General features: G+C 70.8%; 30 protein-coding genes. 18 read left to right on the forward strand and 12 right to left on the reverse strand.

The window, feature by feature from the left end:
• Nucleotides 1-8: 8 nt before the first annotated feature.
• A complete protein-coding gene (locus Q5716_RS14555; protein WP_305003878.1) occupies nt 9-254 on the reverse strand; it encodes a hypothetical protein in 246 nt (81 codons plus the stop codon).
• Between the two features lie 184 nt (nt 255-438).
• On the opposite strand from Q5716_RS14555, the gene Q5716_RS14560 reads away from it, so the two are divergent.
• Both Q5716_RS14560 and Q5716_RS14565 read left to right on the forward strand, forming a co-directional pair.
• Nucleotides 439-786, forward strand: a complete 348-nt coding sequence (locus Q5716_RS14560; protein WP_305003879.1) for a DUF7882 family protein — start codon at nt 439-441, stop codon at nt 784-786.
• A gap of 32 nt (nt 787-818) precedes the next feature.
• Entirely contained in the window at nt 819-1670 is an 852-nt protein-coding gene (locus tag Q5716_RS14565; RefSeq protein ID WP_305003880.1) for a PHP domain-containing protein, read from the forward strand.
• A 9-nt stretch (nt 1671-1679) separates the two neighbouring features.
• Here the strand turns inward: Q5716_RS14565 and Q5716_RS14570 are convergent, their stop codons facing one another.
• The 4 genes from Q5716_RS14570 to Q5716_RS14585 form a co-directional block, all read right to left on the reverse strand.
• A complete protein-coding gene (locus tag Q5716_RS14570; RefSeq protein ID WP_305003881.1) occupies nt 1680-2423 on the reverse strand; it encodes an alpha/beta hydrolase in 744 nt (247 codons plus the stop codon).
• A gap of 69 nt (nt 2424-2492) precedes the next feature.
• Nucleotides 2493-4124 (reverse strand): ABC1 kinase family protein, encoded by a 1632-nt coding sequence (locus Q5716_RS14575; protein WP_305003917.1) that lies wholly within the window; start codon nt 4122-4124, stop codon nt 2493-2495.
• A 62-nt stretch (nt 4125-4186) separates the two neighbouring features.
• On the reverse strand, nt 4187-4711 hold the full coding sequence (locus Q5716_RS14580) for a PadR family transcriptional regulator (RefSeq protein WP_305003882.1): 525 nt from the start codon (nt 4709-4711) through the stop codon (nt 4187-4189).
• 238 nt (nt 4712-4949) lie between these two features.
• Nucleotides 4950-5972, reverse strand: a complete 1023-nt coding sequence (locus Q5716_RS14585; protein WP_305003883.1) for a LacI family DNA-binding transcriptional regulator — start codon at nt 5970-5972, stop codon at nt 4950-4952.
• A gap of 213 nt (nt 5973-6185) precedes the next feature.
• Between Q5716_RS14585 and Q5716_RS14590 the strand changes: the two genes are divergently transcribed.
• From Q5716_RS14590 to Q5716_RS14615, 6 genes are all read left to right on the forward strand, one after another.
• Nucleotides 6186-7517 (forward strand): ABC transporter substrate-binding protein, encoded by a 1332-nt coding sequence (locus tag Q5716_RS14590; protein ID WP_305003884.1) that lies wholly within the window; start codon nt 6186-6188, stop codon nt 7515-7517.
• A gap of 118 nt (nt 7518-7635) precedes the next feature.
• The gene (locus Q5716_RS14595) at nt 7636-8508 is read left to right on the forward strand and encodes a carbohydrate ABC transporter permease (RefSeq protein WP_305003885.1); all 873 of its coding nucleotides are present in this window, start codon (nt 7636-7638) and stop codon (nt 8506-8508) included.
• The gene (locus Q5716_RS14600) at nt 8505-9329 is read left to right on the forward strand and encodes a carbohydrate ABC transporter permease (protein WP_305003886.1); all 825 of its coding nucleotides are present in this window, start codon (nt 8505-8507) and stop codon (nt 9327-9329) included. Before Q5716_RS14595 ends, Q5716_RS14600 begins: the two co-directional genes overlap by 4 nt.
• A gap of 32 nt (nt 9330-9361) precedes the next feature.
• Entirely contained in the window at nt 9362-10330 is a 969-nt protein-coding gene (locus tag Q5716_RS14605) for a glycoside hydrolase family protein (protein ID WP_305003887.1), read from the forward strand.
• Nucleotides 10327-11520 carry a serine hydrolase domain-containing protein gene (locus tag Q5716_RS14610; protein WP_305003888.1) on the forward strand — a complete coding sequence of 398 codons (1194 nt, stop codon included), beginning with the start codon at nt 10327-10329 and terminating at the stop codon, nt 11518-11520. The genes Q5716_RS14605 and Q5716_RS14610 overlap by 4 nt, the downstream gene beginning before the upstream one ends.
• A gap of 4 nt (nt 11521-11524) precedes the next feature.
• A complete protein-coding gene (locus Q5716_RS14615) occupies nt 11525-11908 on the forward strand; it encodes a pyridoxamine 5'-phosphate oxidase family protein (RefSeq protein ID WP_305003889.1) in 384 nt (127 codons plus the stop codon).
• Here Q5716_RS14615 and Q5716_RS14620 read toward each other — a convergent pair.
• Genes Q5716_RS14620 through Q5716_RS14630 form a run of 3 tightly spaced genes read right to left on the reverse strand, consistent with a single transcriptional unit; the run spans nt 11905 to nt 14350 of the window.
• Nucleotides 11905-12681 (reverse strand): ROK family protein, encoded by a 777-nt coding sequence (locus tag Q5716_RS14620; protein WP_305003890.1) that lies wholly within the window; start codon nt 12679-12681, stop codon nt 11905-11907. The genes Q5716_RS14615 and Q5716_RS14620 overlap by 4 nt on opposite strands.
• Complete coding sequence (locus Q5716_RS14625) at nt 12678-13577, reverse strand: hypothetical protein (RefSeq protein WP_305003891.1); 900 nt, start codon at nt 13575-13577, stop codon at nt 12678-12680. The genes Q5716_RS14620 and Q5716_RS14625 overlap by 4 nt, the downstream gene beginning before the upstream one ends.
• Nucleotides 13578-13618: 41 nt before the next feature.
• Nucleotides 13619-14350: a GntR family transcriptional regulator gene (locus tag Q5716_RS14630; RefSeq protein ID WP_305003892.1), complete on the reverse strand. Its 732-nt coding sequence runs from the start codon at nt 14348-14350 to the stop codon at nt 13619-13621.
• A gap of 100 nt (nt 14351-14450) precedes the next feature.
• Here Q5716_RS14630 and Q5716_RS14635 point away from each other — a divergent pair, with 100 nt between their 5' ends.
• The 5 genes from Q5716_RS14635 to Q5716_RS14655 are packed head-to-tail and all read left to right on the forward strand — an operon-like array spanning nt 14451 to nt 19549.
• The gene (locus Q5716_RS14635) at nt 14451-15566 is read left to right on the forward strand and encodes a Gfo/Idh/MocA family protein (RefSeq protein WP_305003893.1); all 1116 of its coding nucleotides are present in this window, start codon (nt 14451-14453) and stop codon (nt 15564-15566) included.
• Between the two features lie 36 nt (nt 15567-15602).
• Nucleotides 15603-16952, forward strand: a complete 1350-nt coding sequence (locus Q5716_RS14640; RefSeq protein WP_305003894.1) for an ABC transporter substrate-binding protein — start codon at nt 15603-15605, stop codon at nt 16950-16952.
• Nucleotides 16949-17884 (forward strand): carbohydrate ABC transporter permease, encoded by a 936-nt coding sequence (locus Q5716_RS14645; protein ID WP_305003895.1) that lies wholly within the window; start codon nt 16949-16951, stop codon nt 17882-17884. Before Q5716_RS14640 ends, Q5716_RS14645 begins: the two co-directional genes overlap by 4 nt.
• Nucleotides 17881-18693 carry a carbohydrate ABC transporter permease gene (locus Q5716_RS14650; protein WP_305003896.1) on the forward strand — a complete coding sequence of 271 codons (813 nt, stop codon included), beginning with the start codon at nt 17881-17883 and terminating at the stop codon, nt 18691-18693. The genes Q5716_RS14645 and Q5716_RS14650 overlap by 4 nt, the downstream gene beginning before the upstream one ends.
• A gap of 10 nt (nt 18694-18703) precedes the next feature.
• Nucleotides 18704-19549 carry a DMT family transporter gene (locus Q5716_RS14655; RefSeq protein WP_305003897.1) on the forward strand — a complete coding sequence of 282 codons (846 nt, stop codon included), beginning with the start codon at nt 18704-18706 and terminating at the stop codon, nt 19547-19549.
• 25 nt (nt 19550-19574) lie between these two features.
• On the opposite strand, the gene Q5716_RS14660 is transcribed toward Q5716_RS14655, so the two are convergent.
• Complete coding sequence (locus tag Q5716_RS14660) at nt 19575-20330, reverse strand: SGNH/GDSL hydrolase family protein (RefSeq protein WP_305003898.1); 756 nt, start codon at nt 20328-20330, stop codon at nt 19575-19577.
• A gap of 75 nt (nt 20331-20405) precedes the next feature.
• On the opposite strand from Q5716_RS14660, the gene Q5716_RS14665 reads away from it, so the two are divergent.
• From Q5716_RS14665 to Q5716_RS14680, 4 genes are read left to right on the forward strand one after another with little or no spacing between them, the layout of a single operon-like run.
• Nucleotides 20406-20774, forward strand: a complete 369-nt coding sequence (locus tag Q5716_RS14665) for an iron chaperone (protein WP_305003899.1) — start codon at nt 20406-20408, stop codon at nt 20772-20774.
• 33 nt (nt 20775-20807) lie between these two features.
• Nucleotides 20808-21230 (forward strand): VOC family protein, encoded by a 423-nt coding sequence (locus Q5716_RS14670; RefSeq protein ID WP_305003900.1) that lies wholly within the window; start codon nt 20808-20810, stop codon nt 21228-21230.
• Between the two features lie 51 nt (nt 21231-21281).
• A complete protein-coding gene (locus tag Q5716_RS14675; protein ID WP_305003901.1) occupies nt 21282-21899 on the forward strand; it encodes a nucleotidyltransferase domain-containing protein in 618 nt (205 codons plus the stop codon).
• A gap of 29 nt (nt 21900-21928) precedes the next feature.
• Nucleotides 21929-22318, forward strand: coding sequence for a hypothetical protein (locus tag Q5716_RS14680; RefSeq protein ID WP_305003902.1), 390 nt, complete (start codon nt 21929-21931; stop codon nt 22316-22318).
• Here Q5716_RS14680 and Q5716_RS14685 read toward each other — a convergent pair.
• Nucleotides 22315-23061 carry an SGNH/GDSL hydrolase family protein gene (locus Q5716_RS14685; RefSeq protein WP_305003903.1) on the reverse strand — a complete coding sequence of 249 codons (747 nt, stop codon included), beginning with the start codon at nt 23059-23061 and terminating at the stop codon, nt 22315-22317. The genes Q5716_RS14680 and Q5716_RS14685 overlap by 4 nt on opposite strands.
• A gap of 39 nt (nt 23062-23100) precedes the next feature.
• On the opposite strand from Q5716_RS14685, the gene Q5716_RS14690 reads away from it, so the two are divergent.
• Nucleotides 23101-24432 (forward strand): LssY C-terminal domain-containing protein, encoded by a 1332-nt coding sequence (locus Q5716_RS14690; protein WP_305003904.1) that lies wholly within the window; start codon nt 23101-23103, stop codon nt 24430-24432.
• A 4-nt stretch (nt 24433-24436) separates the two neighbouring features.
• Here the strand turns inward: Q5716_RS14690 and pdxH are convergent, their stop codons facing one another.
• Both pdxH and Q5716_RS14700 read right to left on the reverse strand, forming a co-directional pair.
• Nucleotides 24437-25090 carry a pyridoxamine 5'-phosphate oxidase gene (gene pdxH / locus Q5716_RS14695; protein WP_305003905.1) on the reverse strand — a complete coding sequence of 218 codons (654 nt, stop codon included), beginning with the start codon at nt 25088-25090 and terminating at the stop codon, nt 24437-24439.
• A 1-nt stretch (nt 25091) separates the two neighbouring features.
• Nucleotides 25092-26348, reverse strand: a complete 1257-nt coding sequence (locus Q5716_RS14700) for a coiled-coil domain-containing protein (protein ID WP_305003906.1) — start codon at nt 26346-26348, stop codon at nt 25092-25094.
• Between the last annotated feature and the right edge of the window lie 40 nt (nt 26349-26388).

Consider the following 26388-nt stretch of genomic DNA (forward strand, 5'->3'; position numbering starts at 1 on the left):
TGCGGGCCTCACAGGGCGGGGAACGGCTCGTCGTGGTCGCCCTCGTCGTCGTCGCTCTCGCGCTCGATGAACTCGACGCGGTGCTGCGGGGTGACGAGCACGCTGCGACTGAGCATCCCGGCCGACGTCGGCATGTCGACGAGCCCGCCCCCGAGGCTCACGGCCGTGACCACGTCGAGCTTCAACTGCTCGAAGAGGTCACCAGTCGAGATCACGAAGTACATATCGTCGATCATCATCGTGCGGTAGACCACGGGAGCTCCTCGGGTGGGGTCCAGCCACCCTACTGATACGACAGTGCCGCGGCGACCCCTTGCGCACCCGGACGGCAACGGATACGGAACGTTCAGAGGAATGTCACCCGAACGGGGGTAGACTGGTCGAAACAGTGACGGATGCCATGCCACGGGTTCGCCGCACGACCATCGGAGGCCCCCCATGGGCACACTCACCTATGACAACACCATCGTCCGGTTCGACGATCGCGTGCTGACTCACCTGCAGATCGCGATCGTCCGGCTCTTCCGCCGCGAGCTCTCCTTCCCGATGTCGTGGAAGCGCGCCGTCGAGGCGGGCTCGGGGCGCGGCTCGCTCTGGATGGTTCACACGACGCCCGTCTATTTCGATTTCGAAGGGTCGCGCATCCCGACGATCAGCGATGAGTGGGTGGCGCGGCTCGAGGACTCGGCGATGAGCTCCACGGGCCTCATCGTCAGCGGCGAGCACGGCGAGCTCGTCGGGGTCGGAGCATCCACCCCGGTGCCCGCGTACGCGTTCGCGCGGTAGCCGCTCAGCGGAGGCCCTGAGAGGATGGGCCCATGCTGACCGCCGACGCCCACGTCCACAGCGAGTGGTCGTGGGATACGGGCGGCCCGCGCTCTGGTGCAGCGGGCCGGATGCGGGCGACGTGCGAGCGGGCAGAACGGATCGGGCTGCCCGCGATGGTATTCACGGAGCACCTCGACTTTCCCGGCACATGGCGGTCCCGCAGCGATGCGCTCATGGAGCACCAGCGGGGCTTCCTCGACGACGACGGACTCGTGCAGCACCCCTCGTTCGACGCCGAGGGCTACTTCGAGGCCATCGATCGGATGCGGCGCGATTTCCCCGCGCTGACGATCCTGACCGGCGTCGAGTTCGGCCAGCCCCACGTGTTCGAGGCCGAGGCCCGGGCGATCGTCGACCTCGACGCGCTCGGTCGCGTCAACGGGTCGCTGCACACCCTCGACCTCGGGGCGGGCGTGCGCGCCGAGCCGGATGTGCTGTACTCCGAGCATCCCGCCGACGACGTCGTCTGGGCGTACCTCACCGAGATTCCTCGCATGGTTGCCGGGTCGGACGTGTTCGAGGTCTTCACGCACATCGACTACGCCGCGCGCGCGTGGCCGGCCGAGCGGCTCGGTCCTTTCGACCCGCGAAGGTTCGAGGAGGGCTACCGCGCGGCGATGCGCTCGATCGCCGACAGTGGCCGAGCGCTCGAACTCAACACCGGTCGGCTGTGGCCGTGGGTGCCGCAGTGGTGGGCCGAGGAGGGCGGTCGCGCCGTGTCGATCGGCAGCGACGCCCACACTCCGGACGCCCTCGCCCGCAACTTCCCCGAGGCGATGGCGATGGCTGAGCACTTCGGCTTCCGGCCCGGGCGCCGGGCGTGGGATCTCTGGACTCGGTAGTCGGAGGCGCTACCGGGCGACCGCCTCGCGCACCGCGCCGGCCACCGACTCGTCCGAGGCGAGCAGCGCGATGCCGTGCGCGGTGCCCGGCACGATGAGCAGTTCGGCCGCCGGTTGCGCCCCTGCGAGCTCGCGCGCGGCATCCGCAAAATCCTCGTCGTCCTCGGCGGCCGCGATCAGCACGGGCGCGGTGATCGCCGGGATGCCCGCGAGCGCGTCGACTCCACCGTGCTCGACCGGCGGCGAGAGTGCGACGACGACGGCAGGCTCGGGGGAGAGCGAGCCGCCCGCGGCGAGGACGAACGCACCGCCCATCGACGCCCCGACGAGCGCGTAGTCCTCGACCCCCTTGCTGCCGAGCCAGTCCGCGGCGGCCTGCAGGAGCGGCGCCGCGTCTGCGGTGAGCATGGGGATGATCACGGTGTAGCCGCCCGCCGCCAGCTCGCGACCGTAGGCATCCCACGAGCACGGCCCCTGTCCGGACTGGTGGGCGAGGATGACGCCACGATCGCCCTCGCCGTACGCGATGGCCTCGGTCGGCACGCCCGGCGCGTCGAGAGCGAGAGCGATGTCGCCGGGCTGCAGGCATCCCGAGACAGCATCAGGCTCAGCAGATTCGACGAACGCGAACTCGGCCACCTCGGCCTCGGTGGACGGCACCGTCGGCTCGGTGCTCGGTTGGCAGCCCCCGAGCACAAGAGCGAGGGCGGTCACGATCGCGGCGGTGCGGGCGGGCTGGGCGGTGATCGTCATCGATCGGCCTCTCGGTCGGTACGGTGTGGGAGCGCTCCCACGTCCCAGTATGCCGCCGGTGAGGCTAGCTCACCAGCGCCGGAGCGACACGAGGATGTGCAGCATCGGGAGGGCCGACGCCGCCATGAGCACCGTGCCGAGCACCGGGTCCGTCGATCGCAGCACGACGCCCGCGATGAGGAGGGCACCGAACACGATCGAGGACGACACCCGCGCCACCGAGCGCTCGAGCAGGCGCATCCGGCGCTCCACTTCCGGCGATCGCACCGCCACCTGGCCGCGGTCGAGCCGGGTCGCGAGCTCGTCGAGCCGCTTCGGCAGCCGGGCGAGGGTCGAAGCGTAGCCGATCGCCTGCTGCCCGAGGTCGCGCACGGCGGCCGTGCCCGTGGAGCTCAGCACGGTGCGCGCGAAGGGGTCGACGGCATCCCACATGTTGAAGTCGCGGTTGAGGGCGCTCGTCACCCCGGAGATGAGCGAGATCGTTCGGATGAGCAGCAGGAAGCTCTCCGGCAGCTGGAACGGCATCGCGCGCATGGTCTCCCCGAACCGCGCGGCGAACTGCTCGAGCTCGCGCGGATCGACAGACTGCAGCTCGGCGACGCCCATTCCGCCGAATCGGTCGAAGAGGGCGGTCATCGCGCGCTCGAGGTCCTGGGTGTCGGCGGCGGGGAGGAGCACGCCCAGGCGCTCGAGGGAGGTGACGAGGGCGCGCCCGTCGCGGGCGACGACGGCGAGGATGAAGTCGCGAAGGCCCGCACGCAGGGCGTCCGAGATCTCGCCCATCATGCCGAAGTCGATGAACGTCAACCGCCAGTCATCCGGCGTGCCCGCCGGGCCGGGCGTCACGAAGATGTTGCCGGGGTGCGGATCGGCGTGGAAGAAGCCGGCGACGAAGATCTGCTGGAACGTCGCCCGGGCGAGCTCGGAGGCGACCGCCGCCGGGTCGATGCCCGCCGCGGTGAGGGATGCCACGTCGCTGATCTTGATGGCCGTGACATCCGAGAGGGTGAGCACTCGCGCGGTCGTGCGATCCCACACGACGACGGGCGCCGTGACGCGGTCGTCGTCCGCGAAGTCGTCGGCGAAGCGCTCGGCACTCGCCCCCTCGTGCAGGTAGTCGATCTCCTGCAGGCTCGTCGCGGCGAACTCCTCGACGAGGGCAGGGGCGTCGACGCGGCGGGAGACGAGGCGCACGCGCGAGAGCCAGCGCCCCACGCGGCGGAGCGCGGCGAGGTCCACCTCGACGACATCCTCGATGCCGGGCCGCTGCACCTTGATGACGACCTCGTCGAAGCCCAGGTCGGCGGAGATTCCCGGCGACAGCCGCGCGCGGTGGGCCTGGCCGAGGGATGCCGCGGCGATCGGCTGCGGCTCGACCCACGCGAACGCGTCCTCGAGCCGCATCCCGAGCTCCGCTTCGGCGAGCTCCCGGATCGCCGCCAACGGCTCGGGGGCGACCTCGTCCTGAAGCCCCTCCAGCTCGCGCGTGATCTCCGGCGGCAGCACGTCGAGCCGCGACGACAGGAACTGCCCGACCTTGATCATGAGGCCGCCGAGGTCGAGGGCGAGACCGTGGAAGCGCCGCGCGAGCCGTTGCAGCCGGGGGATGCGACCGCGCGCCGCCACTGCGCCGAGCCCGACCCGCGGCAGCACCAGCTCGAACCACCACGCCTGCACGAGCGCACGGGCGGCAAACCGCATGATGCGGCGGTATCGGGCGCGGAGGGCGCGCGCGTGCCGTCCCTGCTCGGGACCCGCCACCCCTAGTCCTCGGCGAGGATCGCGTAGAGCTTGCGGCGCGCCTCGTCGATCACCTCGACGGCCCGCTCGGTCTGCTCCGGGGTGCCGCTGTGCGCGACCTGCGCGGCGGCTTGGGCGAGCTTGGCCCCGGCTTTCGGCAACGCGGTCAAGCGCTCGGCACCCGGGTGCTCGCGACGCTGGCCCGGCAGTGGACCGGAGGCTATTTCCTCGGCGGCTGCGCGACCGGCCTCGGTGAGGGAGTACACCTTGCGCTCGCCGACCTGCTCCGCAGTCACGAGCCCTTCGTCCGCGAGCAGCTGCAGCGTCGGGTAGATCGAGCCGGGGCTCGGCTTCCAGGCGCCGTGCGTGCGGGCCTCGATCGCCTGGATGATCTGGTAACCGTGCATCGGCTCGACCGCGAGGGCGGCGAGGATGGCCGTGCGAATGTCGCCGCGGCCCATGCGGCTCGAGGCGCGCGGGGCGAACGCCTCGCGCAGGCCGTCGACGGCCTCCCAGAGGTCGAATCCGGCGGGGGATGACTGGCGCATCGGCGCTCCCTTCGACGAGAGGCCGCCACGTGCGTCCTCAGCGATAGCGATAGTTAACGATACATCGTTATCGGTCGCTCATGATCCGGGGCGCGGCGGTGCGGAGGCGGGGGCGCGGCATCCGTGGCGAGACATCCCCACCCCGTTTCTCAGGAATACGCGGCCGCGAGCAGGATTATCCACTCGGCGGCCGGATATTCCTGAGAAACGGGAGAAGCAGGCGAGGTCGACCCCGCGCCTAACCCGCGGCGCGGATGGATGCCCGGGTGACCACCGGCATCGGGATGAGCGTCTCGCCCGCGACGCCTCCCGCGAGGAGGAGCTCGACCGCCCGGCGCCCCATCGCCTCGTGAGGCAGGGCGACCGTCGTGAGGCCGGGTCGCAGGTAGGCCGCGAGCTCGTCGTTGTCGAACGAGACGATCGAGACGTCGTCGGGGATGGCGAGGCCGGCCTCGCTGAGCGCCTGGTAGGCGCCGAACGCGATCCGGTCGTTCATGCAGACGAGGGCGCGCGGCACGACGCCGCGGTCGAGCAGGGAGCGCATCGCCTGGTAGCCGCCCTCGGGCTCCCACAGCCAGATGGATTCCTCGGCGATGAACTCGAGACCGTGCCCGGCCATCGCCCCGCGGATCCCCGCGACGCGACGGGCGACGGTCGCCGACCGGAACAGGTCCTTCTCGACGTCGTCGTTCTGACCGAGGAGCGCGATGCCCTCGCGATGCCCGGCCTCGACGAGCAGCTCGACCGCCCGTGCCCCACCCGCGAGCTCGTCGGGCAGCACCGAAGTGGGGTGCTTCGCGTTGGTGGCGTTGAGCATCACGGCGGTGGTGCCCGCGGGGATGTCGGGAACGAACAGCTCGCGGGCGCGCATCGTCGCGAAGATGATCCCGTCCACCTGGCGGTCGAGCACGGCGCCGATCGCCTCGGACTCCCGCGCCGGGTCGCCCCCGGTCTCGACGACGAGCACGACGTGGCCGGCCTCCTCGGCGGCGGCGAGGGCTCCCGTGATGAGGCCGCTCGCGAATCGAGTGGTCGCGACCAGGTCGGAGATGAATCCGATGGTGAGCGTCTTGTCGGTGCGCAGGCCCCGGGCGGCGACATTGGGACGGTAGCCGAGGGCCTCGGCGGCCGCGTTGACGCGGTCGTGGGCATCCTGCGACAGCCGCGTGTCCGGGCGGCCGTTGAGGATCATGGATGCCGCGGTCGGCGAGAGCCCGGCAAGCCGGGCGACGTCGGCGAGAGTCGCTCTCTTGCTCGCCATCGAGCAGTCCTTTCTCGCGGGGTGGCGCTCCGGCACCGCTTGACAAGCGCCGGACCTACGCACACTATAGGACATGCTAAAACCATTTAGCACGCTGCAGTCAGCGTTGACGCTGACAACCGGCCAGAAACCCAGGCCCTGACGCAACCACCCGGATGCCGACGGAAGGCCGACGGTCTGCACCACCCACAGAAGACAAAGGAGTCACTCGAGATGGCACTTTCTCGACCCCTCGCGCTCGCGGCGACCACCGCGGTCGCGATGCTCGCGCTGGCCGGCTGCGCGCCCGGGGGCAGCGGTCCTGCCCCCACGAACTCGGTGGAGGTGAGCACCGAGCTCACCACCGAGGACGTCGTCCTCACGATCGCCGACGAGACGGGCTTCCCGCTTACCGACGAGCTCGCCGCGGAGTTCACCAAGCAGTACCCGAACGTGACGTTCAACATCACTCGCGACACGTTCCAGAACCTCACCGCCAACGCGCCGAAGCTCCTCGCGAGCGACACGCCGCCCGACCTCATCCGCCTCCCCACGATCGGCGACACGGTCAAGGACGGACTGCTCGCGAACCTCGACCCGTGGTTCGACGCCTACGGCTGGGACACCTGGTCGGCAGCGCAGCTCGCCCCGCTGCGCGTCAACGAGGACAACGTGCGCGGCTCCGGCTCGCTCTACCAGCTCGGCCTCGGCTACAGCATCACGGGCATCTACATGAACACCACGCTCGCCGACCAGCTCGGCATCGACGCGCCGCCGACGACGATCGCGGAGCTCGAGGAGGACCTCGCCCTGGCGAAGGCGGCGGGCATCCTGCCGATCATGGCCGGCGACAAGGACGGCGTCGTGAACTTCGTCGTGCAGGCGGCGATGAACCAGTACAACGACCCGGCCGAGATGATGGACTGGATCCTCAACGTGCCCGGGGCGACCTACGACACCCCCGGCAACGTCCAGGGCGCCGAGCTCATCCGCGAGTGGGCCGACAAGGGCTACTTCCCGAGCGACATCAACGCGATCGACTACGCGTCGTTCGTGAGCCGCTTCCAGGGCGGCGAGGGACTGTTCACCTTCAACGGCAACTGGGCCGCCGCCGACACGCAGGCGAAGATGGGCGAGAACGTCGACTTCTTCCTCGTGCCGCCGGTCGAGGAGGGCGGCGACCACGTCGCGATGGGAGCGGCCAACTCGTTCTCGGTCGCGGCCGGCTCGAAGCACCTCAACGAGATCGTGTTCTTCCTCAACTGGATCCACACGAACGACGCGGCCCGCCAGATCGTGACGGATGTCACGGGCGCCTCCCCGGGCGGCGACCCCGCCCAGAAGCAGCCCGAGGTCGCCCCCGGCTCGCTCATCGAGGACGCCCTCGCGATGTCCGCGCAGATCGCCGCCGAGAACGGGCAGGTCGACTTCATGGCCAACGCGACCGCGGGCATCTACGCCGGGGCGATCATCCCGGAGTCGCAGCTGCTCGTGACGAGCCAGATCACGGGTGACGAGTTCGTCAAGGCCGTCCAGGCGTTCTACGAGCAGGAGCTCGCGGGATAGCCATGACAGACCGCAATCGGAACACGGAGACCGTCGGCGCCGAACCGCGCTGCCTGGGAGTGGTGAGGACCACGGAGTGACGACTTCGATTGCCCCTCGCCGGGCCACCGCACGATCGGTGGCCCGGCGGGGAACCCTCGTCGGCTGGCTGTTCGCGCTGCCCGCCCTGATCGCCTACCTCGCGTTCGTGATCTACCCGCTACTGCTCGGCGTGCAGTACTCGTTCTACCGGTGGAACGGCGTCGGCCCCTCGGAGTGGGTGGGCCTCGCCAACTACATCCGCGTCTTCACGGATGACACGCTCCTCGGCTCGATCCGCAACGCGTTCGTGCTCATCGGCTTCTTCACGATCATCCCGGTCTCGGCCGGTCTCGTGCTCGCCACGCTCATCCGCTCCGTGCGACGCGGGTTCTTCGCGAGCGCGTCGCAGACGATCCTCTTCCTGCCGCAGATCATCCCGCTCGCGGCCGCCGGCATCGCCTGGTCGTGGATGTACGCGCAGACCGGCGCGGTGAACCAGATCCTGAACGCCGTGGGCCTGGGATTCCTCGCCCGCCCGTGGCTCGGAGACCTCCAGACCGCGCTGCCCGCCGTCGGCCTCATCGGCTCGTGGGTGCTCACGGGACTGTGCACCGTGCTCTTCCTTACAGGCATCGGCAAGATCGACCAGTCGCTCTACGAGGCCGTCCGCCTCGACGGGGCGAGCTGGTGGCGCGAGTTCATCACGGTGACGGTGCCGGGGCTTCGTCAGGAGATCGCGGTGCTCGTGACCATCACGATCATCGCGGCGCTCTCGAGCTTCGACATCATCTACACGACGACGCTCGGCGGGCCGGGTCGGGCCACGCTCGTGCCCGGAATCTCGATCTACCGCATCGGCTTCACGCAGAGCGAGGTCGGTCTCGCGTCCGCGTTCGGCATCGTGCTCATGGCTCTCGTGCTCGCGTGCGTGCTGCCGATCCAGCGACTCGCGAGGGCGGGGGAGCGATGATCGTCCGCCGCTCGGAGGCCGTCATCGGCCGCATCGTGCTCGTCGTCGTGCTCGTGCTCACGCTCATCCCGCTCCTCAACATGGTGTCGGCGGCCCTCCAGCCGGCGGACACGAACCCGACCGGGCTCGCGTGGCCGACCGATCCCCAGTGGGGCAACTTCGTGACGGCGTTCGAGACGGGCAACGTCTGGCGCCTCATGGGGTCGAGCCTGTTCATCGTGGCGTTCGTCGTGCCGGTGAGCCTGCTGTTCGCGACGCTCGCCGGCTACGCGCTAGGCAACCTCAGGATGCGCGGGGGGCGGTTCCTCTTCCTCTTCCTCATCCTCGGGCTCACGATCCCGTTCGAGGCGCTCATCATTCCGCTGTACTACCAGAGCCAGGCGCTCGGCGTGCTCAACACCCAGTGGGCGGTCATCCTGCCGCTCATCGGTCTGTACATGCCGTTCAGCGTCGTGTGGATGCGCGCCCACTTCGTCGGGGTGCCGCAGGAGCTCTCCGAGGCGGCGCGAGTGGACGGGGCGACCACCCTGCAGGAGTTCTGGCGCATCCAGCTGCCGCTGGCGCGACCCGCGCTCTCTGCGCTCGCGATCCTGCTCTTCCTGTGGACGTGGAACCAGTTCCTACTGCCGGTGGTGCTCATCTCCGACCCGCTCAACCGCACGGTGGCCGGGGCGCTCACCTTCTTCCAGGGGCAGTACTACTCGAGCATCCCGCTGCTCAACGCCGGAGCGCTCATCATCATCGTGCCCACGATCCTCGTGTTCGTGATCTTCCAGCGGCAGTTCATCCAGGCGCTCCTCCAGGGCGCCGTCAAGGGCTGAGCCCCGCCGCGCCCGCTCACCGAAAGACCACCATGACCTTCACGCTCGACGCCCACTGGGTGTGGGACTTCTGGCTCGCCGACGACGGCGAGCTGTTCCACCTCTACTACCTGCACGCCCCGAAGTCGCTCGGCGACCCGCACCTTCGGCACCGCAACGCGCGCGTCGGCCATGCGACGTCGACCGACCTCCGCGACTGGACCGACCTCGGCGAGGTGCTCGCCCCGGGGCCCGAGGGCGCGTTCGACGGCTCGGCGACGTGGACCGGCAGCGTGGTCGCCGCACCGGATGGCTCGTGGCGGATGTTCTACACGGGGTCGCGGTTCCTCTCCGCCGACTCGCACGCCAACGTCGAGACCGTGGGCGTCGCGGTGTCGCGCGACCTGCACTCGTGGACGAAGCTGCCCGGGCCGATCGTGACCGCGGACCCGCGCTGGTACGAGGTGCTCGGCACCTCGGAGTGGCCGGAAGAGGCGTGGCGCGACCCCTGGGTCTACCGCGACCCGTCGGGCGAGGGCTGGCACATGCTCCTCACCGCCCGGTCGGCGAGCGGGGATGTCCGCGACCGCGGCGTCATCGCCCACGCGACCTCCGACGACCTCGAGCACTGGACCGTGCAGCCCCCGCTGAGCGAGCCGGGGGCGGGGTTCGCCCACCTCGAGGTGCCTCAGCTCGTCGAGATCGACGGCTCTCCGGTGCTGCTCTTCTCGTGCGACTCGCCGGCGCTCGCCGGCGAGCGGGCCGGATCCACGGGAGGAATCTGGGCACTCGTCGCCGAGTCGACGACGGGGCCGTTCGACGCAAAGCAGGCGCGCCTCGTGGTCGACGAATCGCTGTACAGCGGCCGGGTCATCCGTGACCGCTCCGGCCGCTGCGTGATGCTCGCGTTCGAGAACTCGACCGCCGACGGCGGCTTCTCCGGTGTGCTCTCCGACCCGCTCCCCGTGGCGATCGTCGGCGGGATGCTCGAGCTCAGCCGGGCCGAGGCGGGGCTCTCGTGAGCGCGCCGGTCGTCCACGGCTCCGTGGAGCCCGGGTTCGAGGGAGTCCGTGACGCGTTCGCCGCGGGATTCGACGCGAAGCCCGGCATGGGCGCCGCCCTCGCGGTGCGGCTCGAGGGGCGCACGGTCGTCGATCTCTGGGGCGGCGTCGCCGACGAGCGCACGGATCGACCGTGGCAGGAGGCGACGCCGAGCGTCATCTTCTCCTGCACGAAGGGCCTCATGGCGATCCTCGCCGCCCGGCTCGTGCAGGAGGGCCGCCTCGACTACTCCGCCCCGGTGGCGCAGTACTGGCCGGAGTTCGCTCGGGCAGGCAAGGAGTCGGTCACCGTACGGGACATCCTCGCCCACCGCTCGGGCGTCTCGGCGCCACGCGTCGACCTGACCGTCGACGACATCGTCGACTGGGATCGCGTCGTCGGCGCGCTCGCCGAGCAGGAGCCGCTGTGGGAGCCCGGAACCGGATACGCGTACCACGCGATCACCCACGGCTGGCTCGTCGGCGAGGTGATCCGGCGCGTCACCGGCGTCTCGCCCGGCCGCTACTTCGCTCAGCTCGTGGCCGAGCCGCTCGGCGTCGACGCCTGGATCGGTCTGCCCGCGGACTTCGAGGCGGAGGTCGCCCACCTGCAAGTGGGACCGACGCTCGTCGAGCTCACCCGCCAGCAGGCAGCCGCCCGAACTCCCGGCGTCGTGGACTGGAGCGAGCGCGCGATGACCCTCGGCGGAGCCCTCGCCCCCGAGCTCGTCGAGGTCGACGGGGGCTTCAACGACGCGCGCATCCGCGCCGCCGAGATCCCGGGCGCGGGCGGCATCGCGACCGCCCGCGCGCTCGCCACGATCTGGTCGTCGGTCATCGTGCCGACGGAAGGCGTGCGGCTCCTCGACGACGACGTGATCGCCGCCGCCACCCGCGTTCAGTCGGAGGGTGCCCCGGTGTGGGATGTCCCGGGGCCGTGGCCGCGCTGGGGGATGGGCTTCCAGCTCGACTCCGAGCCGCGCCGGTACCTCACCGCTCGCGGCTTCGGGCACGACGGCGCCGGGGGCCAGTGCGCGTTCGCGGATCCGGGCGCCGGAGTCGGCCTCGCCTACCTGACGAACCGCATGGAGGCCATCGACGACCGGCGGGCCACGAGCGTCGTGGATGCCGTGCGCGACGCCCTCGGGCTGCCCGACGCCGTGCGAGGCTAGAGGGGTGCAGCTCACCCCCGACGGCCGTCAGTTCCTCGACGACTACCACCTCGCCACCCTCTCGACCCTCGCGGCGGACGGCACCATCCACGCGGTGCCCGTCGGGTTCACCCTCGTGGACGGGGTCGCGCGGGTCATCACGAGACGCGGCTCGGTGAAGGTGCGCAACATCCGGGAGCGCCGGCACGCGACGATCAGCCAGGTCGACGGCGGACGCTGGTTCACCCTCGTCGGCGAGGGCGTCGTGCTCGAAGACGCTGAGTCCGTCGCCGAGGCGGTCGCGTTGTACGCCGGGCGCTACCGCCAGCCGCAGCCGAACCCGGAGCGCGTCGCGATCCGCATCGAGGTGCACCGGATGCTCGGCTCCGCCGGCATCCTCGAGCGCTAGCCGCGCAGCGCGACGAGCGCTGCCCCCACGAGCCCCGAGTCGGCGCCGTGGGCGGCGGTCGTGAGCGGGATGCTCAGATCCCAGAGCTCCTCGAGCGTGCGCCGGGCCGGAGAGTCCGCCGTGCCCAGTCCGCCTCCGATCACCACTCGCGCCGGGTCGAGGAGGAGTGCGGCGTCGCGGACGGCGGCGGCGACGAGCTCGCCGGCGCGGCGGAACAGGTCGGCCGCGTCATCCCGAGCCGCGAGCTCTCGAGCCGTCGCCCCCGTTCCGTGCGCGCGCTCGATGCCCCGCCCCGACGCGATCGACTCGAGAGTGACCCCGTCGACCCGGCGCTCGCCGAGGGCGAGAGCGCGACCTCGCGCGCCCGCCCACGCGGTGCCGTCGCCGAGCACGAGGGTGGACGAGAGGCCCGTGCCCCACGACACGTAGAGGAGCGGCTCGCGGAACGCGGCCCACTCGGCAGCGGCGGCGCAGCGCACATCGGCCTCGATCGCGACGGGAGCGATCCGCTCGAGGGCGGCCACGATCCCGTCGTCCCAGGGGATGACCTCGGTGCTGGTCACGCGACCGCCGTCGACGTACTCCGGCACGCCCACGCCGATGCCCGCGATGTCCCGACCTTCGGCGAGGGCGTGGGCGAGCTCGACGACGGTCTCTGCGAGGTCGGGCCCGCTCGCGGCATCCCGCCTCTCGAGCAGAGCGCCGTCGCGGGCGACAGCCGCTCGCACCGACGTGCCGCCGATGTCGAGGCCGAGGACGAGGGGAGCGGTCACGGCGTCCAGCCGTCGGGCACCTCGCCCGCGCCGCGCAGGTAGCGCGCCGGTGTCGCCGACCTCACGAGGAGGCGCTCGCTGCAGCCGATCGGCAGGAACATGGAGTCGCCCGGGTGGAGGACGTTGGTGGCCTGGAAGCCGATGCTGTCGCTCCACACGTCGACCCAGAGCTCGCCGTCGAGGACGGTGAGCACCGACTCGCGATCGACGACGCGGAACTCCTCGACGTGGCCAGGCTGAACCGTGCCCTCGACGACGTGCAGGTAGGGCGTGCTCACGAGCGTCGCGACGAGGTGGGCGGGGCTCGAGTCCCGGAACGACAGCAGGCCGTCGGCCGCGGAGACGCGGTGGAACGAGGTCGCGGCGTCTCGCTCGGCTCGCGCCTCCGGCCAGCGTCCCTCCCAGCGCTCGTCCCGGTACACGGCCGTGGTGAGAGCGGGCTGGCGCTTGGCGAAGTCGGAGGCGGTGCCGCGGGACGGCGGTGGGGAGAAGAACTCGAGAACGCGCACGGGATGCTGCGCCGACGCGGAGAACCCGTTGTGCCAGGTGCCCCGGTGGAAGAGCCGCCCGGTGCCCTGCTCGGCTCGCACGACCTCGCCCGACTCGGGGTTGGTGAGCAGCAGCTCGCCCTCGAGCACGAAGTAGAGCACGTCCGCCCCGAAGACCGTCTGGTTCATGGCGCTGTGCCGGAAGCCGCCGCCCGGAGCGAGATCGAACTCGAGGGCGTGCAGCTGGTCGGTCGACGAGAGGACCCGATCGGTGACGTACCCGGCCTCGTCATCGCCCCAGACGTGGGCGACCGCGTCCGATCGGCGGATGAGCCGCGGCTCGGAGTAGCGCGGGCGCGGGGTGGGGCGCCGGCCGTGAGGAACCGGGACCGCGGGGGCTGGTGACATGCCGCGAGTGTAGCAGCCCAGAGTCATACCAGCTAGACCAATTAGAACGGTCGGCTGCGGTGCAGCTCGGCCTGGAAGCGGTACGAGTCGCCGCGGTAGACGACATCCGAGACCAGCACGATGCTGCCGCCCGCCGACGACTTGGTGGCGATCTCCAGCACGGGGTCCCCGGTCGACAGGTCGAGAAGACGGGCCTCGGACTCGGTCGCTGCCCGGGCCTGCAGGGTGGAAGCCGACCGGGTGATGGCGACGCCGCACCGTGACTGCAGCTCCTCGTAGAGCGACCCTGTCACGAGGTCCGCCTCGAGCACTCCCGCGCATGCGGACTCCACCATCACGGTGCGGTCGATGCAGATCGGGATGCCGTCCACCCGCCGGAGCCGGGTCAGCTCGATCACGGGCGCTGCGGGCGGCAGATCGAGGGATTCGGCCTCGTCGATGCTCGCGCGGCGCGTCGTCGCGGTGAGGATGTCCGACGTCGGGGTGAAGCCCCGGGCCCGGGCGACCTCGCTGAAGCTCTCCAGTTCGGACGACCGGTCGGAGACGCTCTCGTGGCGGCGCACGTACCAGCCGCGCTGCGGGTGGCCCTCGATCACGCCGTCCTCCTCGAGCCGCTGGAGCGCGGCCCGGATGGTGGTGCGGCTGACCCCGATCGACTCGGCGAGCGCTCGCTCGCCGGGCAAGCGGGATCCCTCGCCCTGACCGCCGCGATCGATGAGCTCGAGCGTCTGGGCGACGGCGATCGCGACCGCGGGCGAGGTCGTTGCATCCATAGGCCGATGGTAGTACCAGCTGAGCATTCTCGGCATCTGCTGGACTATCTGGTATGAAAGCTGGTACGGTCCGTGGAGAACCCGTTTCAAAGGAGAATCCGTGAGTGCACCCGTGACGATCGGCGTCATCGGCTGCGGCAGCGTCGCCCAGAACGCCTATCTGCCGCTCATCGTCAACCTGCGCGCGCAGGGCAAGGTCGCCGGCATCGTCGGCTGCGACGTCGACCCCGCCCGCCTCGAGGCCGTGCAGTCCAAGTTCGGCGTCGGCCGCGTCACGACCGACCCCGAGGACGTGTTCCGCGACCCCGAGGTCGACATCGTCCTGGTGCTGACCTCGATGCCCGAGCACGGCGCGCTCACGATCCGCGCTCTCGAGGCGGGCAAGAACGTGCTCGTCGAGAAGCCCATGGCCACCTCGCTCGAGGAAGGGCGGCGCGTGCTCGCCGCCGCCGAGGCGAGCACGGGACTGCTCGTGTGCGCCCCGCACGTGCAGCTGAGCCCCGACTTCCAGCAGATGTACGAGGCGATCGACTCCGGGCGGATCGGCCGCCCGCTCCTCGGCCGGGCGCGATACGGCTGGAACGGCCCCGACTGGAGCTCGTGGTTCTACGCCCCGGGCGGCGGACCCCTCTTCGACCTCGGCGTCTACAACGTCACCTCGCTCACGGGACTCATCGGCCCGGTGCGCCGCGTGACGTGCCTCTCCACCCTCACGCGGCCCGAGCGCGTCGTCGAGGGAGAGCTCATCCAGGTGCAGACGGATGACACGTTCCAGATCGTGCTCGAGCACGAGTCCGGCGCCTTGTCGACCGTCACCACCGCGTTCGGCATGCAGAAGTACCGCGGCGCCGCCGTGGAGGTCTACGGCCTCGAGGGGACCATCCAGCTCATGGGCGACGACTGGGCGCCCGCGGGCCTCGAGTACTGGTCCAACGACGTCGGCGCCTGGCAGGTCTTCGAAAGCCAGAGCTCCTACTGGCCGTGGACGGACGGACTCGCCCACCTCGTCGACTGCGTGCTCACCGGCCAGCAGCCCTACACGCGCCCCGATCAGGCGTTCCATGTGCTCGAGATCATGCTCGGGGCGATGCGCGCCGCCGAGACCGGGGTCACCCAGGAGATCGAGAGCACCTTCGACCGTCAGCCCCCGCGCCCCCGCGCGCGCCGGGCGGATGCCCATCTCGTGCACGACCGCGTGCACGAGGACGCGCAGTAACCCCCTTACCCACCCCTTGAGACGACGGAGTTTCGAATGAAGTCCATGCCGATTGCCGCAGCACCGATCGCGGCGCTCGCCCTCATCCTCGCCGGCTGCGTGCCGGGCGGGTCGGGGCCCGCGCCCGACTCCGACCGAGAGGTCGTGACCGACCCCTCGAAGATGGGCGAGGTCACCGTGACCGTGCTCGACACGTTCACCGACGACGCGTCCCCCATCGGGCGGTGGATGACGTCCGTCGTCGACTCCTTCGAGAAGGAGTACCCGAACATCACCATCGAGCGGCAGAGCGAGAACTCGAACGACGTCAACTCGACGCTCCGCCTGCGGCTCTCGGAGGCCGGTGCGCCCGACATCGTCCCCGCCAACCAGGGCTGGTCGGGCGTCGGCGACCTCGCGGCGAGCGGCCTGCTGCTCAATCTCGATCCCTACTCCGACGCCTACGGCTGGCCGGACTCGCTGCCGGACACCATCCTGCAGCAGTCGATGGCGACGTCCGACGGCACCGACATCGGCCAGGGCAGCCAGTACGGCATGCCCATCAACCAGGGCGCGTTCGTGACGGCGTTCTACAACCGGGACATCCTCGACAGCCTCGGCCTCGAGGAGCCCCAGACCTGGGACGACTTCGAGGCGGCGCTCGCGGCGGCGAAGTCCGCGGGGGAGGTGCCGATCGCGCTCGGCACCCAGGACGGCTGGCCGGCGTCCGCGACGCTGCTGGCGATCCAGGCGGCGGTCGGCGACGGCGACGCGATCCGCGACTTCGTCTTCGCCAAGGGCGGGGATGCCGCATCCACCGGCCTCGAGGACGCAGCCGCGATCTACCAGCAGTGGGTCGACGCCGACTACTTCACGCCGGACTTCGCCGGCGTGCCCAGCTCGGACGCGGGCCAGGACTTCGTCGAGGGGACCGGTCTCTTCACCTTCTGGTACTCCGGCTTCCTGCCCTTCGCCGACCAGGAGCAGGCGGACCGCTTCGGCCAGTTCATCCTCCCGCGCCAGGACGGCGGCCCGCTGACCGCCGTGGGATCCTCGTCGCAGAACTTCTCGATCGCGGCGAACAGCGAGGAGGCGGACGCTGCCGCCCTGTTCCTCGACTGGATGGCGAGCCCGACGGCTGGCGAGGCGGCGATGGACAACCAGATCATCCCCATGTTCGGTTCATTCACGCCGGACACGGACTCCGTGATGCTCAACGACGGCATCGAGTCGCTCAACGCGGTCACCGAGGCGAACGGCTACCTGCCGTACTTCGACTGGGCGACTCCGACGATGCTCGACGCGCTCACCGTCAACCTCCAGCTGATGTTCGACGGGCAGGGCACTCCGGCCCAGGTCGTCGAGGCGGCGCAGTCCAACTACGACGAGTTCCGCTCGACGAAGTGACGCACCTGACGGCGGGGAGCGGTGTTCCGCTCCGCTCCCCGCACCTCCCCAGCCGGCGTGCATCCCGTGTCCGACGCGGGATGCTCGCCTGGCTGTTCCTACTCCCCGCGCTCGCGTTCTACTCGTTCGTCGTCATCGGCCCGACTGCGCAGAGCGTGTGGTTCTCGCTCTTCCGCTGGAATGGCGTCGGGCCGGCCACGTGGGTCGGCTTCGGCAACTACGCCGACTTCGCCACCGACCCGCTCATCGGCGAGGCGCTCGCCCACACCGGCGTCATGGTGGTGTTCTTCTCCGTGCTGCCCATCACGCTGGGCCTCATCTCGGCTGCGCTGCTGTCGCGCACGCGGAGCCGCAGCACGGGCGTCTTCCGGTCGATCATCTTCCTGCCCCAAGTGCTCACCTCCGTCGTGATCGTCGTGATCTGGCGGCAGCTGTTCTCCCTCGACGGAGCGGTCAACTCGGCGCTGCGCGCCGTCGGGCTCGGCGACCTCGCCCAGCCGTGGCTCGGCAGCTTCACGCTCACCCTCCCCGTGCTCGCCCTCGCGGGCACGTGGACGACGATGGGCCTGTGCATGCTCCTCTTCGTGTCGGGGGCGGGGAACATCCCGACGGAGCTCTACGAGGCCGCGCGCATCGACGGTGCCGGAGCGGTGCGCGAGTTCTTCTCGGTCACGCTCCCGGGGCTCGTGCCGCAGCTCGCGGTCGCCCTGACGCTCACCCTCATCGGCGCGCTGCGGGTCTTCGACCTCGTGTGGCTCACGACCCGCGGCGGACCGGGCACGTCGAGCATCACCCCTGCGGTTCTGCTCTACTCCAAGGCGTTCACCCAGCAGGATGTCGGCGGGGCCGCAGCGATCGGGGTCACCCTCGCGGTGCTGTCGCTGCTCGTCTCCATCGTCGTCGTGCGCATCACCGATCGGGCGGCCTCATGATCTCGCGCCGGGAACGGGTGCTCAACCTCGCCGTGCTCGTCTTCATGTCCCTCGTCGTGCTCGTCCCGGTGTCGCTCCTCGTGCTCGCCTCGCTCAGCCCCACTCCCAACGGCCGTCCCGCGTTCGGCGACCTGCGCTGGGACAACTTCGTCGTCGCCTGGCAGCAGTCCGACTTCGGATCGCACCTGCTCGTGAGCCTGACTGTGAGCCTCGCGGTCGTCGGGATCACCCTGGTCATCACGCCGCTCGCCGCCTACGGGCTCGCCGTGCTCAAGGCGCCCGGGCACAAGTGGGTGTTCCTGGTCTTCCTCGCGGGCATCATGATCCCGCTCGAGGGGATCATCGTGCCCCTCTACTTCACGATGCGGGCGACACCGTTCTCCAGCACGGTCGTCGCGCTCATCATCGCCCACTCCGGCCTCAGCGTGAGCTTCGGCGTCTTCTGGATGCGCGCCGCGTTCCGATCCGTTCCCGGCGGCATCCTCGAGTCCGCGATGATCGACGGCGCCGGCCCCCTGCGCATCCTGCGAAGCATCATGCTGCCCCTGTCGGCGCCCGCCCTCATCACTCTCGGGCTGCTGACGTTCATGTGGACGTGGAACGACTACTTCCTCGCGTTCGTCCTCGTCAACAACCCCGATCAGTTGCCGGTGACGGTCGCGCTCGGTAGCTTCTCGAACAAGTACACGACCCAGTACAACCTCATGTCGGCGGCCGCGATCCTCGTCGCGCTGCCGATCGTCGTGCTCTACGTCGTGTTCCAGCGGCGGTTCATCGAGGGCGTTCTCGCGGGAGCGGTGAAGGGATGACACGGCACTGATGGCGGTCGTTCTCGCGCTGCTCTCGGCCCTCGCGTACGGCGCGGCCGACTTCGTCGGGGGCCTCGCGTCGCGGGTGCGATCCTCGCTCGTCGTCGCCGCGACGAGCGCCGCCGTGGGGGTCGTGGTGTTCTCGATCGCCGCCGCGGTCGTGCCGGGAGCGGCATCCCGCGCGGCGCTGCTGTGGGGCGCGGCATCCGGAGTCGTCGGGATGCTCGCCGCCGCGAGCCTCTACGCAGCCCTCGCGATCGGGCCGATGGCCGTCGTCGCGCCGCTCACGGCGACGATCTCGGGCGCGACCCCGGTGATCTGGTCGCTCGCCGGGGGAGAGCTTCCGGATGCGCCGACCTGGTTCGGTCTCGTCGCGGTTCTCGCCGGAGCGGCTCTCGTCTCGATCGTGACGGGCGAGCGCTCCGCGGGACCGAGGCGCGGTCGCGGCATCGCGCTCGCGGTGGTCGCGGGAGTGCTGTTCGGCGCGTTCTACATCTTCCTCGCCGCCGCGCCCGCCGACTCCGGGATGCTCCCGCTCCTCGCCAACCGCGCCGCCGGGCTGCTCGTCCTCGGCGTCGTCCTGCTCGTGATCGGCCTCCGCCGCGGCGTCACCGGTCGGCTCACCACCCGCGGCCTCGGGCCGGCCCTCGCCACGGGTCTCCTCGATGCGGCCGCCAACGCCCTCTACGTCCTGGCGGTGCGGGAGGGAGCGCTCGCGATCGTCGCCGTGATCGTCTCGCTCTACCCGGCGGGCACGATCGCACTCTCCGCGGCGGTGCTGCGGGAGCGAATCTCCCCGGTGCAGTGGGCGGGCGTCGGCCTCGCGCTCGTGGGAATCGTCGTGCTCGCGCTGTGACGGGCTGCGGGCGGTACTCCGGCGTTCAGCGCTCCTCGAGCCGCGTAGCGAATTCCGGCGCCCGGCGCGGCCCTTCGTCGCGGAGCTCCTCGAGCTGGGCCGCGAGGTGGGGCGAGATGAGCGCAGCCCAGCGCCCGTACGTCTCCGAACTGCGGTACCGGTCGGTCGACGGCTCGGGCGGCGGGGAGAACGGCACGAATCGCGCGTGCACGCGGCGCCGCGCCGCCGACTCGAGGGCCGCGACGAGGGCGGGCGCGTGCCGCTGCGCCAGTCGACCGGGCAGCCGGGGCACGACGGGCATCGCCGCGAACGACGGGATGCCGACGATCAGGATGCGGCGCACCCCGTCGCACGTCGCCTGGTCGAGCAGTGCGCCCACACGTTCCGCGAAATGCGAGACCCGGGTGAGGCGCACCGCATCGACGGAGCCGAGGAGCACGACGAGGACATCGTGCCCGGTTCCGGCCCGCTCGCGGTAGGCCGCGAGCGCCGACCTCGAGTCGAGGTCCAGGTCGGTGATCAGGTCGACGCGAACACCGCGACCCGTCGCCCGGGCGGCTTGGCGGGCCAGGTGCCCCGGCAGGGCGAGGTCGTGACTCGTCACCCCGAACCCCATCGCGGGTCCGTCGCCCAGGAGGAGCACTCGAGCGGGGTCGGGTCCCTCGGCGCTCGCACTCGGCTCGCCGTGCGGACGCGGGATGCGCTCCCAACTCTCCTTGCGCGCGTTCCACCACGCCCGCACCACCCGCCGGGTCAGCCCGTTCGGCCGTCTGTCGTCCATTCGCACCCCCAGTGCTGCGATGTACTCCGTTTCCAGCGTAGGACGGCGGAGGGGCGGATTACTAGGCTCGGGGCCATGGCAGAGGCCGCAGCATCCGTCGACGACTACCTCGCGGGGTTCTCCCCGGAGGTGCGTTCCGCGCTCGAGGAGGTGCGCGCGGCCATCCACGCGGCGGTGCCCGGCGGCGAGGAGAAGGTCCGGTACGGGATGCCCGCCGTCATGCTCGGCGGACGCTACGCGATCCACTTCGCCGGGTGGAAGAAGCACATCGGCCTCTACCCGGTGCCGCCGCTCGGCGGAGAGCTCGAGGCCGAGGTCGCCCGGCTGCGGTCGGGCAAGGACTCGGTGAACCTGCCGCTCGGTCGCCCGATCGATGTCGGGCTCGTCACGCGCATCGCCGCGCGGATCGTGGAACTGAGGGCAGGGGGCGAGCAGGGGGACTAGCGGCATCTCGGTGGACGGGAGCAGACTGCCGCCATGTCGATCCTCAACCCCTACCTCAACTTCGTCGACAACGCGCGCGAGGCCATCGAGTTCTACCACGCCGTGTTCGGCGGCGACCTCGCGGTGAGCACGTTCGCCGACTTCGGGGCGCCCGTCGAGCCGGCCGAGGCGCACCTCGTGATGCACGCGCAGCTCGACACCCCGGCGGGCTACACGATCATGGCCTCCGACACCCCGAGCCACATCGCCATGCCGGAGGGCGCCAAGGCCTTCAGCGTCTCGCTGAGCGGCGAGAACTCGGAGAAGGCGGAGCTCTCCGGCTACTTCGAGAAGCTCGCCGAGGGCGGTACCGTCGACCAGCCGCTCGGAAGCTCTCCGTGGGGTGCGACGTTCGGGATGCTGACCGACCGATTCGGCGTGAGCTGGCTGGTGAACATCGCCGGTCCGCAGGCCTAGTTTCATGTTCTACTTTTGAAACATGTGTCTCATACTTGGTACACTTGGGCGATGGAACTCAGTAGAGTCGGCGCCGACCTCCTCGGTCAGACCGAGGCGGCGCTGCTGAGCGCCTTGGCACGCCTCAGCGATCCTGTGACAGGGCGCCGCTTGGCTGCCTTGGCGGGCCAGGCGAGTCCGGCCACGGTTCATCGGCTCCTCTCCAAGTTCGAGAGAGCTGGCCTGGTACTCGTGCAGAAGCATCCGCACGCCCACCTCTACCGTCTCAATCGGGAGCACCTTTACTGGCAGCCGATCGAGGACATACTGGCGGCGCCAGCACAGCTCGAGCAGGCGATCGTCGAGCGAGTCCATGAGGAACTCGGTGATCGCGCTCGCGTCGCCCTGTTCGGCTCGGTCGCTCGTGGTGAAGCCACGTCGCAGAGCGATGTCGACGTCCTCGTGGTGCCACCGGGAGACGTATCGGTGGAGCGGCGGGAGGTCGCGGCCAGGGGAATCGAAGACCTCATTCTTGCTATGACAGGAAATCCGGGGCAGGTCGTTCACCTCAATGATGACGAGATCGCGGAGCTCGACCGGCACCACTCGCCGCTGGTTCGCTCCATTCGCGCTAGTTCTCGTCCGATCGACGGGCGTGGGCCGTTTCTCCCCGCGGATCAGCTCACGTGAGTCCGCGTGGGTCGGGGGCGACCAGTTCCATGGGTCTCCGGGACATCGAGGTCAGAGCATCGCAGGCACGGGCATTCCTCCAAGCGGCGCGCGTCACGAGCGACTTCTCCGATGAGGTCAGTGTGGAAGCCGCTGCCAATGTGATTGCGACGAATGCAGTCCTCGCGGGCATTGCTGCGGCCGATGCGATCTGCGGTCGGGCACTCGGTGTGCGCTCGAGTTCGAGTCAGCACTCCGACGCTCTCGCGATCCTTCGGCGAGCACACGGAGGCGAGGCGGCTGCGGGCCACCTTCGAGCGCTCCTCTCGCTCAAGAACGACGCGTCCTACGAGCCGCTCATGATCACGTCTGTGAAGGCTGCCGCTGCCATCCAGCACGCCGAGCGCCTCGTCGACCTCATGGAGCGGATTCTCCGCTAGGGCACCTCGACGGGCTGCAGCGTCGCCGACTTCGGCTCTCGGTTGTCGCCGGATGACCGTCCCGTGAGCCGCCGCCCGATCCAGGGCAGCACGTACTCGCGCCAGTACTCGGCGGTTCTCGGTCGCGCCGGTTCGAGCGGTTCGGGGCCGAAGTCGGGGACCGGCACCTCGAGCGCGGCGAGCACGTTCGCCGCGACGCGGCGGTGGCCGAGCGGGCCGAGGTGCAGCTTGTCCACCGACCAGTAGCGCAGCTCGCCGAGCTCCCGGTCGCCCCAGTTGTCCACCCAGGTCACGCCGTCGCGGGGGAGGTGCCGCTGCACGGCGCGCGCGAACGCGTTGCCGCGCGCCTCGAAGCGCGGACCCATCGGGATGTGCCGCATCGGGTTCGCCCCGCTGGTCAGCACGACGTGGATGCCCGCCGCCGCGACCCGGTCCACCGCGTCGATGAGCTGCTCCGTGATGCCGTCGATCGAGACGCGCGGCCGCATGATGTCGTTGCCTCCGCCGTTGATGCTGATGAGCTGCGGAGACAGCGCGATCGCGGCATCCACCTGCTCACCGGCGATCGGCGCGAGCTTCCGGCCTCGGATGGCGAGATTGGCATAGCCGACGGGCTCGGGAGAGGAGAGCGCGAGACCCAGGGCGACGAGATCGGCCCAGCCGCGCACGCGGCCGTCGGGGAGGTCGTCGCCGACTCCCTCGGTGAAGCTGTCGCCGACGGCGACGTAGGACGAGAAGCGCATGCCTCTACTCCAGCACAAACCGGGTCCTACACTGGCGGCATGGCCCGCCGGATCGTCGACATCCCGCTGCCCGAGTTCGCGCCGCGCAAGGAGGTCGACTCCGCGCTCGACTGGGGCTTCTTCGTGATCGGCGGTATCGCGGCCGTCTGGCTCGCCTACCTCCTCGCCCGGGAGAGCTTCACGCTCGGGTGGTGGCAGCTCCTCGGGGCGGTCGTCTTCTGGGTGGTGCTCGCCTACCTCGTGCTACCTCGGCTGCACCGCATCCTCACACGCATCTATGTGCCGGACTACTTCATCGGCCGCGCCCGCACGAGCGACGGATTGCTCGGCGACCCGGTCAATCTCGCCCTGCTCGGCGGCGAGCCGGCCATCCACGAGACGATGACCCGGGCCGGCTGGACCCTCGCCGACGACCTCTCGCTGCGCACCGGCTGGGCGATCGTCGCGTCCACCCTGCTGCGCCGCAGTTACCTCGAGGCGCCGGTGAGCCCGCTGTTCCTCTTCGGCCGCAGGCAGGACTTCGCGTATCAGCAGGAGGTCGACGGGACGCCCGGCAAGCGCCACCACGTGCGCTTCTGGCGCTGCCCGCCGGGATGGATGCTCCCCGGCGGCCATCCCGCGGAGTGGCTCGCCGCCGGCACCTACGACCGCGCCGTCGGTCTCTCGCTGTTCACCCTGCAGGTCACCCACAAGATCGCTGCGGACACGGATGCCGAGCGCGACCACATCGTCGCGACCGTGACCGCCGCCAACCCGGATGCCCGGGTTCGAGTCATCCGGGACTTCTCGACGGGCTACCACGCGCGAAACGGCGGCGGCGACAGCATTACCACCGACGGCGACCTGCCGGTCGTTGACCTCCGCGCGGTCGTCGCGCCGGCGGGCTCGCGCGGGGAGGTCGCCACTGTGAGCACGCAGCGGCGGCCCGCGCCGACGATCGTGGGGGCCGTCATCCTCGCCCTCGGGGCGCTGTCGAGCATCGCGGTCGGAATCGCGACGGTGGTGGAGCTCCCGGGTCTCGTCGCCGATCAAGTCGACGGCGAGTCGGCGTCCCTCGTCGCGGCGATCGTCGCGGCCGGCCTCGGGTTCGTCGCGCTGTTCGAACTGTTCCTCACGCTGTTCGTCTTCCTCGGCAGCAACTGGGCGCGCGTGGTGGCGATGACGATCAGCGCCGCCTCGCTCCTGCTGCAGGCCGTCACGATCATGCTCGGCGGTGAGCGGCTCACGCTCGGGGGCGGCCTCGTGCCGGCGGCCCTCGACATCCTGCTCCTGCTCGCCCTGTCGAGCGAGCGAGCCACCGTCTACGCGCGCAGCAGCCGGAAGGCGCCCAAGCTGATCGCGGCGCGACCGGGCGGAGTCGCCGCGTTCTGACCGGTTAGGGCTGAAGCCGCTCGAGCTGCCACGAGCCCGCCTGCCGCGTGAAGCGGAGCCGGTCGTGCATCCGTGAGCTTCGTCCCTGCCAGAACTCGAACGAGCTCGGCGTGACACGGAACCCGCCCCACGTCGCCGGCCGGGGCACCTCGCCGCCCGCATAGAGCTCCTCGAGCTCGCGCACGCGATCCTCGAGGAGGTCGCGGCTCGCGATCGGCTGAGACTGGTCGCTGGCCGCGGCGGCGATCTGCGATCCGCGCGGGCGCGACGCGAAGTACGCGTCGGAGATCTCCGGCGTCGTCGGCACCGCCGTACCGCGCACGATGACCTGCCGGTGGATCGTGTACCAGGGGAAGACGATCGAGACGTGCGGGTGCACGACGAGGGCCCGGCCCTTCGCCGAGGTGTAGCTCGTGAAGAACTCGAAGCCGTGCTCGTCGACGGTGCGCAGCAGCACCGTTCGACTGCTCGGCAGCCGGTCGGCGTCGATCGTGGAGAGCACCATCGCGTTCGGCTCGTACACGCCCGCATCATCGGCGTCCGCCAGCCACCGCCGGAACTGCTCGATCGGGTCGGGGGCGATCGCGTCCTCGGTGAGCGGCAACTGGCCGTAGTCCGTGTGGCGGGTGAGCGCGTGGTCGAGCTCGGGGTCGGTCATGTCAGCCTCCCAGGTCGTAGCGGGCGAGGGCGTCGGCGTCGCGGGCGTGCGTGACAGCGCGGCGAACGGCGTCGAGCTTCTCGACGGGGTCGGTCTCGGCCTCGGCGATCGCGAGCTGGCGCTCCGCTTCGGCGAGTCGCGTGCGGGCGGAGACGCCGGCCCGCCCGCCGGCGACGAGGTCGCGCACGACCGCGATCTGGCTGCGCGCCGAGACGAGGGTGCCCTCGTACGCGGCGAGGGCGTGGGCGAAGCGCTGCTTCTGGTTCCGCGACCCGGCGAGCGCGAGGTCGAGCCTCGACGCCGCCTCGTCGAGCCGGTCGAGCTCGCGGACCGGGTCCGCGGGGGAGAGGGGCGTGATCGCCTCGAGCTCGCGGAGGGCGTCGAGGATGGCGGCCCCCGAGTCCGGGTCGGGGGCCGACTCGACCTCGGCGCGGGCCTGCGTCGCGTCCTCGGCGAGCTCCCTGCGCCTCGTCGCGAGGGCGGCGCTCGCCGCCTCCAGGTCGCGGACGGTGCGCTCCACCGACTCGAGAAGGTCCCCCGCGCGGTGCACGATCTGCTCGGCCTCGGCGAGGATGCCCGAGACCGAGCTCACCCCGCTGGGGGCGATGCCGGCCGCCGCCGCATCCGCCCGGACGGCCGCGTCGTCGAGCAGCCGGTCCGCTTGCGCCGGGTGATCGGCGACGGCGGCGAGCGCCGCGGGGGCGAAGCGGGCGGCCGCGTCGGAGAGGAGCTCGCGGGATGCCGCGGCTCGCGCCCGGGCATCCTCGATGCGACTACGCAGCTCCCGCAGCGTCCCCTCCGCACTGACCTCGCGCCCGCGCAAGCGCGTGAACGCGTCATCCTGCTCGTCGAGCTGGCGCTCGGCCTGCTCGCACAGCGCGATGATCTGCAGCGTCCACTCGCGCTGCCGTCGATCGGAGTCCGGTTCGGCGTCGTCGAGTGCGTGCCTCAACCGATACGCCTCCGCGACCTTCGCTCGGGCGCCCGAGAGCGCGTCGGCCCACGGCTTCGCGGCATCCGCCCCGAACTGGGCGATCGCGTAGCCGAGCTCGCTGTCAGCGTCACGCAACCGGTCGTCGAGCCGCACCAGGAGGGTGCCCGCCCGCCGGGTGAGCTCGTGGATGCCCGTGCCGCCGAACCGCGGAATCGCCCCAGACCGCACCCGCCGTGCGACGACCACGAGTGCGACGATGCCGCCCCCGACGACCACCACGACGACGGTACCGAGCGCCAGCGCCGCACCGCCGAGGAGGTCCATGCCGTCAGTCTACGGCGGCAGGAATGCGCGAAACTCGGCC

Origin of the sequence: Antiquaquibacter soli, from assembly GCF_030580675.1 — a bacterium.
Taxonomy (GTDB): Bacteria; Actinomycetota; Actinomycetes; order Actinomycetales; family Microbacteriaceae; genus Rhodoglobus; species Rhodoglobus soli.